Genomic DNA, 14,651 nt, shown 5'->3' with positions numbered 1-14,651 from the left:
CGGTGCCGCCGGGCACGATGGCGGGCATGAATTTCTGCCAGTGTCAGCTGCTGATGTCACCGACGGGTCACCGGATGTCGGTTGTCCCGGCCGGTCCGCGGAGTTAGGTTCGCAGACGTGACGGAGCCAGGTTCGACCTCGGCGACGACTCCGATCGGCTCCCGGGCCGACGCGGAGGGGTACGTCGCGATGGTGTGTTTCAAGCACGGCCCTCCTCGGCTGCACGGTGTCGAGCTGGAGTGGACGGTGCACCATGCGGACGATCCGCACCGGCCGCTCGACGCCGGACAACTGAGCAAGGCCCTGGGCGCGCACGCGCCCGCCACCCTGGTGCGCGGCAGTCCGCAGCTGCCGCTCGGTCGGGGTGCTCTGGTCACGGTGGAGCCGGGTGGCCAGGTGGAGATCTCCGGCCCCGCCTCGGCCTCCGTGCCCGGGCTGATCGAGGACACCGCCGCCGACGCGGCGCAACTCACCTCCCTGCTGGCCGCCGGCGGCCTCGTGCCCGGCGACCACGGCCTGGACGCCTTCCGTCCGCCGCGCCGCCTGCTGACCGTGCCGCGCTACGCGGCGATGGAGCGAGCCCTCCAGCAGCTCGGCCCGCACGGCCCGCGAATGATGTGCAGCACCGCCGGTCTCCAGGTCTGTCTCGACGCCGGTGAGCCGGGGCAGACGGCGACGCGCTGGCGGGCCCTGCACGACATCGGTCCGGCGATGGTCGCGCTGTTCGCCAACTCCCGGCAGCGGGCCGGCGCGAACACCGGCTGGGCCTCCGCCCGGACGGAAGCCACCTTCGGCACCTGCGCACCCTTCACCGAGCCACCGACCCAGGACGGCGACCCCGCCGAGGCGTGGGCCCGGACGGCGATGGAGGCGCCCGTGCTCTGCCTGCGCCGCGGCGACAGCTGGGACGCACCGGCCGGGCTGAGCTTCGGCGCCTGGGCCGACGGCGCGCTGCCCGGCGACCGACCGACGTACGACGACCTCGACTACCACCTGTCCACCTTGTTCCCGCCGGTCCGGCCGCGCGGCTACCTCGAAGTCCGGTACCTGGATGCCCAGCGCGGTGACGACTGGATCCCGCCGACGCTGCTGCTGATCGCCCTGCTGTCCGACCCGGCCGTCACCGACCAGGCGCTGGCCGCGGCCGCTCCGGCGGCGGGCCGGTGGTTCCCGGCCGCGCGGCACGGGCTGGACGACAAGCTGGTTCACCAAGCCGCCGCGGAGCTGGTCGAGCTGGGCGCCCGCGCGCTCGACCGCACCGGCGCAGGCCGGGACCTCACCGACCAGGTCGCCACCCAGCTGCACCGCATCGTCGACGACACCCACGGAAGGCGAGCATCATGACCCACCAACTGTCCGACCTGACCGAGGAGGGCCTGCGGGCCTTCGTCGCCGGACAGCTCGAGCGCTCCCGCTCGCGTACCGTCCAGCTGACCGACGCCGTCGACACCGACGACCTGGTCCGCCAGCACAGCAAACTGATGTCGCCGCTGATCTGGGACTACGCCCACATCGGCAATCAGGAGGAGCTCTGGCTGGTCCGTGACGTCGGCGGCCGGGAGCCGGTCCGGCAGGACATCGACGAGCTGTACGACGCGTTCATGCACGCCCGGGCGGACCGGCCGTCGCTGCCGCTGCTCGGGCCGGCCGAGACCCGCACCTACGTGGTCGAGGTGCGGGACAAGGTGCTCGACGTGCTGGACCACGTGAAGTTCGACGGCGGTCGCGAGCTGGTCGACAACGCGTTCGCGTTCGGCATGATCGTGCAGCACGAGCAGCAGCACGACGAGACCATGCTGGCCACGCACCAGCTGCGCGCGGGTGTGCCGGTGCTCGACGCCCCGGCTCCGCCCGCCGGCCGACGGCCGGCCGCGCCGGAGGTGCTCGTGCCGGGCGGCGTGTTCGAGATGGGCACGTCGATCGAGCCGTGGGCCCTGGACAACGAGCGGCCCGCGCACGCCGTGCACGTCGCGCCGTATGTGATCGACGCGGTGCCGGTGAGCAACGGCGACTACCTGAGGTTCGTGCTCGCCGGTGGGTACGACGACGAGCAGTGGTGGTCGGAGGCGGGCTGGGCGCACGTGCGCAAGGCCTCGCTGGTCGCGCCGCGCTTCTGGGAGGTCGTCGACGGCCACTGGACGCGTACGCGGTTCGGGCACCGCGAGCCGCTGCCGCTGGACGAGCCGGTCATGCACGTCTGCTTCTACGAGGCCGAGGCCTACGCCGAGTGGGCGGGCAAGCGGCTGCCGACCGAGCAGGAGTGGGAGTTCGCCGCCCGCTTCGACCCGGAGTCCGGGCGGACGCGGCGGTTCCCCTGGGGTGACGAGAGCCCGGGGCCGCAGCACGCGAACCTCGGCCAGCGGCACCTGCGCCCGGCGCCGGTCGGGGCCTACCCGGCCGGTGCGTCGCCGCTCGGGGTCGAGCAGCTGATCGGCGACATCTGGGAGTGGACCAGCAGCGACTTCACGCCGTACCCGGGCTTCCGCGCGTTCCCGTACGACGAGTACTCGCTGGTGTTCTTCGGGTCCGACCACAAGATCCTGCGCGGCGGGTCGTTCGGCACCGACGAGGTGGTCGCCCGCAGCACCTTCCGGAACTGGGACTACCCGATCCGCCGGCAGATCTTCGCCGGCTTCCGCTGCGCCCGCGACCCACGGCCCGAGGAGCTCGCCTAGTGTGCCGTCACCTGGCGTACCTGGGACCGCCGGTCACGCTGGCGAGCCTGGTCCTCGACCCGCCGCACTCCCTCTACGAGCAGAGCTGGACGCCCTGGGACATGCGCGGCGGCGGATCGGTCAACGCCGACGGTTTCGGGCTGGGCTGGTACGTCGACGGTGAGCCGGTCCGGTACCGGCGCAACGTGCCGATCTGGGCGGACGAGTCACTGCCCGGACTGGCGCGTTCGGTGCGATCGGGCGCGGTGCTGGCCGCCGTGCGCAACGGCACCGTCGGCATGCCGTTGATGGAGACGGCGGTCGCGCCCTTCCACCGCGACCAGTGGTTCTTCAGCCACAACGGGCGGATCAGCGGCTGGCCCGGGTCGGTGGCGAAGCTGGCAGAGACCCTGCCGGTGACCGACCTGCTGACGATGGGCGCACCGGTGGACTCCGCCCTGCTGTGGACGCTGATCCTGCGGCGCCTCGACGACGGCGTACCGGCTGCTGAGGCGGTGGCGGGGGTGGTGCTCGACGTGGCGGCGGCCGCGCCGGAGTCCCGGCTCAACGTCCTGCTCACCGACGGCGAGCAGCTCGTCGCCACCACCTGGACGCACTCGCTGTGGGTTCGTCAGGCCGCCGAGTCGCTCACCGTCAGCTCCGAGCCGTGGGCCCGCGACGACCCGTCCTGGCAGCCCGTACCCGACCACTCGTTGCTCACCGCAACAAAGAACGAGTGTGCCGTCACCCCCTTGGCAGCACCCCCGATGGAAGGACGACAGTGACCCTGATCGACGTTCATCTGACCCCGGACTACACCTCCCGTGCACTGCGGGAGGACGCCCGGGCCGGGCTGACCGCGGACCCGAAGTGGCTGGCGCCGAAGTGGTTCTACGACGCCCGCGGCAGCGAGCTGTTCGAGCAGATCACCCGTCTGCCCGAGTACTACCCGACCCGCGCCGAGCGGGAGATCCTGCTGGCCCGCTCGGCCGAGATCGCCGAGCTCACCGGTGCACGGACCCTGGTGGAGCTGGGGTCCGGCTCCTCGGAGAAGACGCGGCTGCTGCTCGACGGTCTGCGCGACCACGGCACACTGACGACCTTTGTACCGCTGGACGTGTCCGAGTCGGCGTTGCGGGAGGCGGCCGCGGCGATCACCGCCGACTACCCGCAGCTGACGGTGCACGGCGTGGTCGGCGACTTCACCGAGCACCTGGACAAGCTGCCGGGTGACGCGCCGCGCGTGGTCGCGTTCCTCGGCGGCACCATCGGCAACCTGCTACCCGCCGAGCGGGAGAGCTTCTTCGCCTCCGTGCGCGAGGTGCTGGAGCCGGGGGAGTGGTTGCTGATCGGCACCGACCTGGTGAAGAACCCGGCCACCCTGGTCGCGGCGTACGACGACAGCGCCGGGGTGACGGCCGAGTTCAACCGCAACGTCCTGCGGGTGCTGAACCGCCAGCTCGGCGCCGACTTCGACGTCGAGGCGTTCAGCCACGTCGCGCTCTGGGACCCGGAGAACGAGTGGATCGAGATGCACCTGCGCGCCGACCGGACGATGCGGGTGCTGATCCCGGAGATCGGCCTCGAGGTCGACTTCGCCGAAGGCGAGGAGCTCAGCACCGAGATCTCCGCCAAGTTCCACCGCTACGGCGTGGAAGCCGAGCTCGGCAAGGCCGGCTTCACCTCGGCCGCCTGGTGGACCGACTCCGAGGACCGCTTCGCCCTGTCGCTCTGGCAAGCGGTCTGACCTGGTCATTGCGCACGAGAGCCCGGCCAGGAAACCCTGGCCGGGCTCTCGGTCAACCGGCGGTCAGCCGCCTTGCTTGATCAGGTCGTTGATCTTGCCGACGTAGGTCTGCAGCTCCGACACTGGCTTTTTGCCGTTGAGGATCGGCTGGTACTGGGCCACGCCTCCTGGACGGTAACGTTTCCAACGCTTACTGTCGGGTGACGATGCCGTGTCGCGAGAGGGAAGTCAACCCTGTGTCCGAAACGTTTCCAAGGCTGTCGGAGCCGAAGCCGCCGACGATGATCGACGTGGCCCGGCGGGCCGGCGTCGGGCTCGGCACGGTGTCCCGGGTGGTGAACGGCGGCGCCGGCGTCCGGGCGGAGACCGCGGACCGGGTCCGGGTCGCGATCGACGAGCTGGGTTTCCAGCGCAACGAAGTCGCTCGCGCGTTGCGGCCGGGCAAGAAGTCGTCCAGCCTCGCGCTGGTGCTGGGCGACCTGACCAACCCGTTCTACGCGTCGATCGCGAAGGCGTCGCTGGAGGTGGCCGGGCAGTCCGGCTTCGCGGTGGTGCTGGGCAGCGTCGACGAGGACCCGGCGGGGGAGAAGCGGGCGATCCAGGAGCTGATCGGCCGGCAGGTCGCGGGCCTGATGATCGTGCCCGACCAGGGGGACCACTCGTTCCTGGCCGGTGCGGGGGTGCCGGTGGTGTTCGTCGACCGGCCGGCGCACGGCATCGAGGCCGACATCGTGATGGTCGACAACGAGGGCGGCGGCAAGCTGGCCACCGACCACCTGCTCGGCCAGGGACACCAGCGGATCGCGATCCTGCTCGCGCCGTCGTACTACACCACCGGCCGGCGGCTGCGGGGATACCGGCGCGCGCACCGGGCCGCCGGCCTGCCGGTGGACGAGTCGCTGGTGGTCGCGCTGCCGGAAGGTACCGCCGAGGCCGCGGAGAAGGCGACCCGCGAGCTGCTGCACCGGCCGGATCCGCCGACCGCGGTGTTCGCCTCCACGAACTTCGTTGCCGAGGGCGTACTCCGGGCCCTGCGCGAGGTCGACCGGCAGCCCGCGGTGGTCGGCTTCGACGACTTCCGGCTCGCCGACATGCTGCCCACGCCGGTCACCGTCGTCGCCTCCGACACCGCCGAGCTCGGCCGGGCCGCCGCCCGCCTCCTGCTCGCCCGCGCGGCCGGCGCCGATCCCCGTCCACCCCAGCGCATCATCCTGCCCTGCGCCCTCATCCAGCGCGGCTCCGGCGAACGGCCGCCACCCTGATGCGCGCCGGCCCCGCGTCGCCGGCGATCGCGGCCAGGTTGGGGTCACGGCGTACGGGCGGAATCTGGTGCAAAAGGCTGAAGGCGTCCGGTCGCTGAGGGGCGGGGCGACCGGACGCCTGATCGAGGCGGCTGCTAGGGCGTGTTGATCAACACGCCCTAGAAGTTCGGCCAGGCCCAGCCGAGGTAGTTGGAGAAGTACGGGAGCTTGGCGAGGCCGATCTTGCCGCCGACGCTGGTGGCCCAGAAGTAGCCGTCACCGCGGGCGACGCCGACGTGGCCGTAGGGGGCGGCCAGGTCCCAGAAGACCAGCGCGCCCTTGGGTGGGTTCAGGTCGCCACGGTGCGCGGCGCCGCGGGCGACGGCGTCGTTCCAGTTCGCCTTGGCGGAGGCGTAGATCCCGGTTTTGCCGTAGGAGTTCTCGGCCGCCATCTCGCAGTACCCCTGGAACGCCGTCGAGCCGTTGCGGGCGGCGAACCAGGCGATCGCCTTGTCCGCCCGCGGGTTGCTGCTGCACAGCGGCGCGACCAGGCCGGTGCTGCCGGTGTTGACGTAGGCGTCGGAGATGAAGCCCTTGCCGGGGATGTGGTCCCAGATCAGGCTGCGGCCGAACTTGCCGGTCACCGGCTCGCCGTAGAGCTGGCAGTCGATCTGGACCGTGCCGTTCGGCTGGGTGCCGACGGCGCCGAAGCTGGTGGCGTTGCCGGACCGGATGGTCACGCCGGTCCCGCTGTCGGTGACGACGGTTCCGGTGGCGGCGTGGGCGGGCACGGTGGCCGCGCCGACGAGGGCGGTGCCGCCGATCAGGGCGGTGACGGTGGCTCGGGCGACGGTACGGAAGAGGGCGGTCCGCATCGGTTGCCTCCTTTTCACTCGGAGTGCCTGGACATTCGGCACTGCTTGCAGAGAATCAGAGGGTCACCGTGTTGTCGCAGTGGGCAACGAAAACATCCAACCAGCCATGGGTAAACTCCGTGGACCAGTAACGGTGAGACGGGAGTGCACCGTGAGGCCAGCTCAGGCGCGGACCGTGATCGGCAGCCGGATGCGCGAGCTGCGCGAGGCGGCCGGTGTGCCGCTGACCCGCGCGGCGGCGATGTCGGGCTGGGACAAGGGGCACCTGTCCCGGGTCGAACGGGGTCACACCAAGCCGAGCCGCGAGCTGATCGAGTGGTACGACGAGTCGTTCGGCGCCGGCAGCGCGCTGGTCAACCAGCTGGTCGAGCTGGACGCCGCCGTCCGGGCCGGCAAGGACGTGTCCCAGCGGGACCTGCGCCGGCACGTCCAGCCGATGCTGCTCGGCGGCTCGGTCCCGGTCGACCATCACCCCGAGGACCGGGCCGAGCTGGTCGGCGAGACCGTGCCGGACGGCAGCCGGGTCGTCCGCGACCAGACGTTCGAGAAGACCTGGGAGCTGCGCAACAGCGGCGAACGGCCGTGGCGCGACCGCTGGCTGACCCGCCAGGGCGCCGCCGCGACCCCCGGCTGGATGCGATCGCCCCGCAGCGCGCGCATCCCCGACGCCCTGCCGGGGGACGTGGTGACGATCCGGATGACGCTGCAGGCGCCGTCCCAGGTCGGCGCCTCCACGGCGTACTTCAAGGTCACCGACTCCGACGGCCGGCTCTACTACCCGGGCCTGGAGTCCCCGCCGATCTACTGCACGATCTTCACCGTGTACGAGGTGTGAGACGCGGGTTTGCCCTTGCCGTGGGGCTGACACCTGGCTTCCGGTGCCGTCCAGGTTTTAGGTTGCACCATCCTGTCCGCCTGGAATCACCACGGGAGCTCGAGCGTGATCAAAAATCAGAAGGTCGCGGTGGCCCTGGCCGCGTTGCTGGTGGCCCCACTACTGACCACCACCACGGCCGCTGCGGCGCCGCAGCCGACCGACCCCCCGACGCCGTCCATCCCGCAGAAGTACCTCGACCAGCCGATCCAGTGGTCGGTCTGTTCGTTCGACGCCCAGATCAAGCGGCTCTACCCGCAGGCGCCGACCACGAACTGCGCCAAGGTTAAGGTCCCGATGGACTGGGCGAACCCGACCGCGCACCCCGACATCGAGGTGGCGATCTCCTACAGCAAGGCCACCGGCACGTCGCGCGGCCTGATGGCCTCCAACCCCGGTGGCCCGGGTGGCGCGGGGCTCACCCTGTCCGCCGCGCTGGCGACCGAGAAGCCGCAGCTGTTCAGCGACTTCGACCTGCTCGGCTTCGACCCGCGCGGGTTCGGCCAGAGCACGCCGCTGCAGTGCATCACCACGGCCGAGGAGCTCGAGGCGCTGCCGGTGACGCCGGACTACAAGGAGCGCACCAAGCTCACCCACCGGGTCGAGGTGGCAGAGGCCAAGCTGCTCGCCGACGCCTGCTCCGCGACCGAGTTCGGCCAGTTCGTCAGCAGCCAGCAGACCGTGTACGACATGGAGTTCCTGCGGGCGCTGTTCAAGTCCCGGCAGCTCAGCTTCATCGGCTACAGCTACGGCACCTGGCTCGGCGGCTGGTACGCCGACGCCTACCCGTCGAAGGTTGGCCGGTTCGTGCTCGACTCGAACATGGACTGGACCCACACCCAGTGGCAGAACGTGAACTTCGACCCGTTCTCCGGCCAGCGCCGGCGTGACACCCAGCTGTTCCCGTGGATCGCCCGGCACGCCGACCAGATCACCGGCCTGGGCTCGACGCCCGCGCAGGTGAAGGCCCGCTACAACGGCATCCGCGCGTCACTGGTCACGCTGGTCAAGGCCGGCGAGAGCTCGGTCCGCGGTGACGACCTGGACGGCAAGATCTACAGCACGATCTACGGCAACGTCCGGTTCATCCGGGCCACGCTCGACATCCTCGTGCACGACGAGTTCGTCAAGGACCCGTCGGCGTCCGGCGCGGTCGAGCTGCGGCACGTCGACAAGGCCTGGGCCCGGCTCTCGCCGGAGCTGCAGGCGTTCGACACGCTCGCCGCGATCAGGGCCCGGTACGGCGTGACGGCCGCCGCGGCGGACACTGTCGCCGCAGTCCAGGTCGACTCGGCCAAGTCGGTGCTCGCCGACGCCCGGCAGACCGCGGCGCGGGCCACCTCCGGCGATCAGCCGGTGAACCTCGGCGCGATCGGGACCACGGTCCGCTGCAACGACACCGCCTGGAGCCACGACCCGAAGTTCTACCTGCGCGAGGCCGACCGGATGGCGCGCAAGTACGACTTCTTCGGCTACATGAACGGCGTGCCGATGTGCGCGTTCTGGAAGTACGCGCCGCAGGACCGCAAGCTCGACCTCAAGGGGTCGCCGCGGATGCTGATGGTCCAGGCCGAGCTCGACCCGGCCACGGCGTACGAGGGTGCGCTGCGGACGCACAACGACACGTTGCGGGCCACTCGCTTCGTCGCGATCGACGACGAGGGCCAGCACGGCCAGTACATCGGCTCGGCGTCGGCGTGCGCCGAAGCGATCGGAGACCGGTTCGTGTTCACCGGCGAGCTGCCGGGCAAGGACCAGGTCTGCGGCACCAGCCCGCTGCCGGCCGAGCTGTCCGTCTTCCCGGTCGACGGTCCGGTGGACGGCAACGCGGTCCGGCTGCCGAAGTCCAGGGCCAACACCGGCAAGACCAGCCCGATGCTGCAGCAGGTCCGCGACATCGTGGCGGCCGGCTCGCTGCGGTAGTCCGCGCACGGATTCACCCCGAGGCCCCGGCGACTGCCTTGTCGCCGGGGCCTCGGTCCGTGTCGGGGGTACGGCGTACTGGCGTCAGCTCGGGCCGAACTCGGCGTCCAGTTGGGCGTCGAGCTGCGCCTTGCGCTTGATCCAGCGCTCGCTGAGAGCGTCCACCTCGGACTCGATGAAGTCCACGAAGCCGATCGTGCCGCGGATCCGGCGGTCGGCCGGCGAGCCCTGGGCGACGGAGGCCTGCAGCTGGACCAGGCTCTCCCGCCAGCGGCTCAGGTACCGGTCCTGGCGCATCATGCTCTCGTACCAGAAGTCGTCCTGGACCACGTAGACGTCGCGCCGGCTGCCGGGCTCCCGCTCCCGGGTCGCCATCCGCATCTGGAGCAGGAACCGGACGGCTCCGGACACCGCCGCCGGGCTCGCCTGCAACTGCTCGGACAGCTGGGCGGCGGTCATCCGCCCGTTCTCGCTGGCCAGGATGGCGGCGAAGACCCGGGCCGACATCCGTGGCCAGCCTGTCTCGGCCAGCAGGTTGCCGAACTGCTCGGCGTGCCGCTGCACCGCGTCGTCGTCTCGTCGGCTCATCGCCCCATCATCTCCTTCGCGACGCCGGAAACCTGACGTGTGAGCAACGTGTTAGGAAGATTCACAAATTTCTGAATGAAGTGTAGCTTGTGAAGCATGACATCAGCCATCGTGGTCTCCGGACTGCACAAGTCGTACGGCAGCACGCACGCCCTCGACGGACTCGACCTGGAGGTCGCGACCGGCGAGGTGCACGGCTTTCTCGGCCCGAACGGGGCCGGGAAGTCCACCACCATCCGGGTCCTGCTCGGCCTGCTCCGCGGTGACGAGGGCGACGTGTCGCTGCTCGGCGGCGATCCGTGGCGCGACGCGGCCGCGCTGCACCGCCGGCTCGCGTACGTCCCGGGTGACGTGAACCTCTGGCCCAACCTGACCGGTGGCGAGGTGATCGACCTGCTCGGCCGGCTGCGCGGCGGCCTCGACCCGACCAAGCGCGACGACCTGCTGCGCCGCTTCGACCTGGACCCGACCAAGAAGGGCCGGACCTACTCCAAGGGCAACCGGCAGAAGGTCGCCCTGGTCGCGGCGCTCGCCTCCGACGTCGAGCTGCTGATCCTGGACGAGCCGACCTCCGGGCTGGATCCGCTGATGGAGGAGGTGTTCCGGCAGTGCATCGAGGAGGAGCGCAAGCGGGACCGGACCGTCCTGCTGTCGAGCCACATCCTGTCCGAGGTGGAAGCGCTGTGCGACCGGATCAGCATCATCCGCAAGGGCCGGGTGGTCGAGACCGGGACCCTGGCCGACCTGCGGCACCTGACCCGGACGTCGATCCAGGCCGAGCTGTCCGGCGCGCCGAACGGGCTGGCGAACCTGCCCGGCGTGCACGGCCTGGAGGTCGAGGGCCACCGGGTCCGGTGCGAGGTCGACACCCCGCTGCTCGACGGGTTGATGAGGCAGCTCGCCGCGAGCGGGATCAAGAGCCTGGTCGCGCAGCCGCCGACGCTGGAGGAGCTGTTCCTGCGGCACTACGAGAACGACGCGGTCGCGCCCGCCGAGCCGGTGGCGGCCGGGCGATGAGGGACTTCGTCGGAACGTCCACCCTGGTCCGCCTGGCGCTGCGCCGGGACCGGGTGCTGATCCCGGTGTGGATCGTCGTGTTCGTCTCGATGGCGGCCGGCTCCGCGCAGGCGTCGATCGACCTGTACCCGGACGTGCAGTCGCGGGTCGAGGCAGCGACGACGTCGAACTCGTCGCCGGCCCTGGTGTCGCTGTACGGCCGGATCTTCGACCCGACCTCGCTCGGGGAACTGTCGCTGTTCAAGCTGACCGCTTTCGGCGCGCTGCTGGTCGCGCTGCTCGCCGCGATGATCGTCGTCCGGCACACACGGGCCGAGGAGGAGACCGGCCGGCTGGAGCTGCTCAGCGCCGGCGTTCTGGGCCGGTACGCCGCGCTCACGGCGGCGCTGATCGTCTCGGCGCTGACCGCCGTGCTGCTCAGTCTGCTGACCGCGCTCAGCCTGATCGCGGTCGGTCTGCCGGCGAGTGGATCGTTCGCGTTCGGGCTGGTCTGGGCGTCGGCCGGGCTGGCGTTCGCGGGGGTCGGCGCGGTGGCGGCCCAGCTCACCGAGGGCGCCCGCGCGGCGAACGGCCTGACCGCCGTCGTGCTCGGCGTCGCGTACGTGCTGCGCGCGGTCGGCGACTCCTCGGCCGCGTGGGTGTCCTGGCTCTCGCCGATCGGCTGGTCCCAGCAGATCCGCGCGTACGCCGGCGACCGGTTCGTGGTCGCGCTGGCACCGTTGGCGCTGCTGCTGGTGCTGGTCGCCGCGGCGTACGCGTTGATCCGGCGGCGGGACATCGGGGCCGGCCTGGTCCGGCCGCGGCCGGGGCCGGCGACTGCCGCTGCGTCGCTGCGCTCGCCGCTCGCGCTGGCCTGGCGACTGCACCGCGGCGCCTTGGCCGGCTGGGGGGCCGCGTTCCTGCTGCTCGGCTTCGTCGTCGGCAACATCGCCAGCAACGTGGACGGTTTCGCCAGCTCCGAGAACACCAAGGAGATGATCCAGAAGCTCGGTGGCGTCAACGGTCTCACCGACGCGTTCCTGTCCACGGAGATGGGCATGCTCGGGCTGCTCGCCTCCGCGTTCGGCATCCAAGCGGCCCTTCGGCTGCGTTCCGAGGAGACCGCCCTGCGCGCCGAACCCCTGCTCGCCACCGGCGTCACCCGGGCTCAGTGGGTGTCCAGTCATCTCCTGATGGCTCTGCTGGGCACCGGCGCCCTGATCGTGGTCGGCGGTCTGGGGGCCGGCATCTCCAGCGGCGCCGAGCTCGGTGACATGGGCCGCCAGGTGCCTCGCCTCCTGGCCGCGGCCGTCGTGCAGCTCCCGGCGATCTGGCTGGTCACCGCCGTGGTCGTCCTGTTCTTCGGCCTGGTCCCCAAACTGGTCACCGCGGCCTGGGGTGTGTTCGGCGCGTTCCTCCTGATCGGCCAGTTCGGCCCGGTCTTCGGCCTGCCCGAGTCCGTGATGGACCTCAGCCCGTACGGCCACACCCCGCGCCTGCCCGGCGGCGACTTCTCCGCCACCCCGGTCGTCGCGCTCGCCGCCATCGCCTGCGCCCTGGCGCTCACCGGCTACGCCACCTTCCGCCGCCGAGACCTCGGCTGACAGTCCGGTGCCGGTCTGAGGGGTCCGGCACCACCCCGGCCCGCCTGCGGCGTCGCGGGCGGGCCGGTTGTCGGTGGGCGGTGTGAGGATCGGCGGCATGATCGAGGGACGGTTGTTGATGGAGAGTCTGCGGATCGGCGCGGACCTGGTGGTGCCGGGGTTGCGGGTGGCTCGGTTGGCCCGGGTGGACGTGAGCGGATCGGTGAGCGCGACGCAGCCGGACGTGTGGGGCTTCGTCGACTTCGAGGCCGGCGACGAGCTCGCCGACGAGTTGGCGGAGGCGCTGGCCGCGGTACTGCGGATTGAGGACGGGTGGTGGGCCGACTTCACCGTCGGGGACGACCATGTCGTGGTCTTCGCCGGGAAGGTGTTCCGGTACCGGAAGGGCGACTCGGCCGCCCGGGAGTAAGCCGTGGCCTACGGCCGGTCGGTCGGGACGCCGGAGCACCAGCTCGACTGGGGCGACTGACCGGCGAGCGGGAGGCTGTCTACGATCGGGGGGTGCCGGAGCCGCTGAAGTCGCAGTCGTCGGAGTTCGCCGAGTTCTGGCGCGAGCGGCACCTGTGTGTGCTGAGCACGGTGCGCCGGGACGGCACCGTGCACGCCGTACCGGTCGGGGTGACGGTGGACTTCGAGGCGGGGATCGCGCGGGTGATCTGCTCCGGCGGGTCGCACAAGGCGCGGCAGATCCGGGCTGCTGGAGACGCGGGGGCCGCGGTGGCCGTCGCGCAGGTGGACGGGCGGCGCTGGTCCTCGCTGGAGGGGCGTGCCGTGGTGAGCGACGACCCGGAGCGGGTGGCCGACGCCGTCCGCCGGTACGCCGAGCGCTACCGTCAGCCGCGGGTCAACCCGGAGCGCGTGGTCGTCGAGATCGCCGTGACCAAGGTGCTCGGCAATGTCTGAGCCGCTGGTCGTCGTTGGTGTCGGCGCGGACGGCTGGCACGGGTTGTCCCCGGCGGCGCGGGCCGCGATCGAGGGTGCCGAGGTGCTGATGGGCAGTGCCCGGCAGCTGCAGCTGGTGCCCGACGGCGCGAGCGAGAAGATCGCCTGGCCGTCGCCGCTGTCGGAGTCACTGCCCGGACTGCTCGCGACGCACGGAGCGCGGCGGATCTGCGTGCTGGCGAGCGGCGACCCCACCTTCCACGGCATCGGTACGACGCTGACCCGGCTGCTCGGCGCGGGCGCCGTACGGGTGATTCCGCATCCGTCGAGCGTGTCGCTGGCGTGTGCCCGGCTCGGCTGGCCCCAGGACCAGGTCGAGGTGATCAGCCTGGTCGGGCATCCGCTGGAGCTCGTGCATCCGCAGGTCCAGCCCGGGCGACGCCTGGTCATCCTCAGTTGGGGCGCACACACGCCGACCGAGGTCGCCGGACTGCTGACAGAACGCGGGTACGGCGGCAGCGAGTTCATCGTGCTCGAGCAGCTGGGCTCCGCCGACGAGCGGATCAGGACCAGCTCCGCGCGCGACTGGGACGGCGACGTCGACCCGCTCAACGTGATCGGGGTGCTCTGCCAGGCCGATCCAGGGGCGCCCCTGCTGTCGACGAGCCCCGGACTGCCCGACGACGCGTACGAGAGCGACGGCCAGCTGACCAAGCGGGAAGTGCGCGCGGTGACGTTGTCGCGGCTGGCTCCGGTGCCGGGCCAGCTGCTCTGGGACGTCGGAGGCGGCGCGGGCAGCATCGCGATCGAGTGGTCGCGGCACCACCCGACCTGCCGGGCCGTCGCGATCGAGCGGGACCCGGACCGGGCCAAACGGCTCGACCGGAACGCCGTGAGCCTCGGCGTCGTTGTCCGGACCGTGGTCGGCGCCGCCCCCGAGGCGCTCGCCGAGCTGGAGACGCCGGACGCCGTGTTCGTCGGCGGCGGCGGCACGGTCCCGGGCGTGCTGGAGGCGTGCTGGCAGGCGCTCGCCCCCGGCGGCCGGCTGGTGATGAACGGCGTCACCCTGGAGACCGAGAGCCTGATCGCCCGCTGGTACGCCGAGCTCGGCGGCGACCTCGTCCGCCTGTCCGTTCAGCGCGCCTCGCCGGTCGGCGGCATGACCGGCTGGCGCCCCGCGATGCCCGTGACGATCTGGAGCGTGACCAAGTGAGCCCCCGCAGCCCGATCTCCGCCCCGGCCGGAGCAGTCCGCGCGAGCGTGACCC

14 protein-coding genes are annotated in these 14,651 nt (G+C 71.6%); 12 read left to right on the top strand and 2 right to left on the bottom strand.

Going from position 1 to position 14,651, the window contains the following annotated elements:
• The first annotated feature begins 117 nt into the window (after nucleotides 1-117).
• The 5 genes from KFLA_RS25600 (at nucleotide 118) to KFLA_RS25580 (ending at nucleotide 5,663) form a co-directional block, all read left to right on the top strand.
• Nucleotides 118-1,344 carry a glutamate-cysteine ligase family protein gene (locus KFLA_RS25600; RefSeq protein ID WP_012922732.1) on the top strand — a complete coding sequence of 409 codons (1,227 nt, stop codon included), beginning with the start codon at nucleotides 118-120 and terminating at the stop codon, nucleotides 1,342-1,344.
• Entirely contained in the window at nucleotides 1,341-2,675 is a 1,335-nt protein-coding gene (egtB, locus tag KFLA_RS25595; protein ID WP_012922731.1) for an ergothioneine biosynthesis protein EgtB, read from the top strand. Before KFLA_RS25600 ends, egtB begins: the two co-directional genes overlap by 4 nt.
• Nucleotides 2,675-3,439: an ergothioneine biosynthesis protein EgtC gene (gene egtC, locus KFLA_RS25590; protein ID WP_012922730.1), complete on the top strand. Its 765-nt coding sequence runs from the start codon at nucleotides 2,675-2,677 to the stop codon at nucleotides 3,437-3,439. Before egtB ends, egtC begins: the two co-directional genes overlap by 1 nt.
• Complete coding sequence (gene egtD, locus KFLA_RS25585) at nucleotides 3,436-4,401, top strand: L-histidine N(alpha)-methyltransferase (protein WP_012922729.1); 966 nt, start codon at nucleotides 3,436-3,438, stop codon at nucleotides 4,399-4,401. Before egtC ends, egtD begins: the two co-directional genes overlap by 4 nt.
• 281 nt (nucleotides 4,402-4,682) lie before the next feature.
• Entirely contained in the window at nucleotides 4,683-5,663 is a 981-nt protein-coding gene (locus KFLA_RS25580) for a LacI family DNA-binding transcriptional regulator (RefSeq protein ID WP_041289479.1), read from the top strand.
• Between the two features lie 158 nt (nucleotides 5,664-5,821).
• On the opposite strand, the gene KFLA_RS25575 is transcribed toward KFLA_RS25580, so the two are convergent.
• Nucleotides 5,822-6,517, bottom strand: a complete 696-nt coding sequence (locus KFLA_RS25575; protein ID WP_012922727.1) for a CHAP domain-containing protein — start codon at nucleotides 6,515-6,517, stop codon at nucleotides 5,822-5,824.
• Between the two features lie 151 nt (nucleotides 6,518-6,668).
• On the opposite strand from KFLA_RS25575, the gene KFLA_RS25570 reads away from it, so the two are divergent.
• Nucleotides 6,669-7,352: an NBR1-Ig-like domain-containing protein gene (locus tag KFLA_RS25570; RefSeq protein ID WP_012922726.1), complete on the top strand. Its 684-nt coding sequence runs from the start codon at nucleotides 6,669-6,671 to the stop codon at nucleotides 7,350-7,352.
• Between the two features lie 105 nt (nucleotides 7,353-7,457).
• Complete coding sequence (locus KFLA_RS25565; RefSeq protein ID WP_012922725.1) at nucleotides 7,458-9,314, top strand: alpha/beta hydrolase; 1,857 nt, start codon at nucleotides 7,458-7,460, stop codon at nucleotides 9,312-9,314.
• Nucleotides 9,315-9,398: 84 nt separating this feature from the next.
• On the opposite strand, the gene KFLA_RS25560 is transcribed toward KFLA_RS25565, so the two are convergent.
• Entirely contained in the window at nucleotides 9,399-9,902 is a 504-nt protein-coding gene (locus KFLA_RS25560; protein WP_012922724.1) for a GbsR/MarR family transcriptional regulator, read from the bottom strand.
• Between the two features lie 96 nt (nucleotides 9,903-9,998).
• Here KFLA_RS25560 and KFLA_RS25555 point away from each other — a divergent pair, with 96 nt between their 5' ends.
• The 5 genes from KFLA_RS25555 (at nucleotide 9,999) to KFLA_RS25535 (ending at nucleotide 14,597) form a co-directional block, all read left to right on the top strand.
• Entirely contained in the window at nucleotides 9,999-10,919 is a 921-nt protein-coding gene (locus tag KFLA_RS25555; RefSeq protein ID WP_012922723.1) for an ABC transporter ATP-binding protein, read from the top strand.
• Entirely contained in the window at nucleotides 10,916-12,502 is a 1,587-nt protein-coding gene (locus KFLA_RS25550) for an ABC transporter permease (protein WP_012922722.1), read from the top strand. Before KFLA_RS25555 ends, KFLA_RS25550 begins: the two co-directional genes overlap by 4 nt.
• A 97-nt stretch (nucleotides 12,503-12,599) precedes the next feature.
• On the top strand, nucleotides 12,600-12,911 hold the full coding sequence (locus tag KFLA_RS25545) for a hypothetical protein (protein WP_049797436.1): 312 nt from the start codon (nucleotides 12,600-12,602) through the stop codon (nucleotides 12,909-12,911).
• Nucleotides 12,912-13,003: 92 nt separating this feature from the next.
• Nucleotides 13,004-13,405, top strand: a complete 402-nt coding sequence (locus tag KFLA_RS25540; RefSeq protein WP_012922721.1) for a TIGR03618 family F420-dependent PPOX class oxidoreductase — start codon at nucleotides 13,004-13,006, stop codon at nucleotides 13,403-13,405.
• Nucleotides 13,398-14,597, top strand: coding sequence for a bifunctional cobalt-precorrin-7 (C(5))-methyltransferase/cobalt-precorrin-6B (C(15))-methyltransferase (locus KFLA_RS25535; protein WP_012922720.1), 1,200 nt, complete (start codon nucleotides 13,398-13,400; stop codon nucleotides 14,595-14,597). Before KFLA_RS25540 ends, KFLA_RS25535 begins: the two co-directional genes overlap by 8 nt.
• The last annotated feature ends 54 nt before the right edge of the window (nucleotides 14,598-14,651 follow it).

It is taken from the genome of Kribbella flavida DSM 17836 (genome assembly GCF_000024345.1).
Classification (GTDB): Bacteria; Actinomycetota; Actinomycetes; order Propionibacteriales; family Kribbellaceae; genus Kribbella; species Kribbella flavida.
Note: the sequence above shows the minus strand (reverse complement) of the source record. Positions and strands in the feature narration are given on the sequence as shown.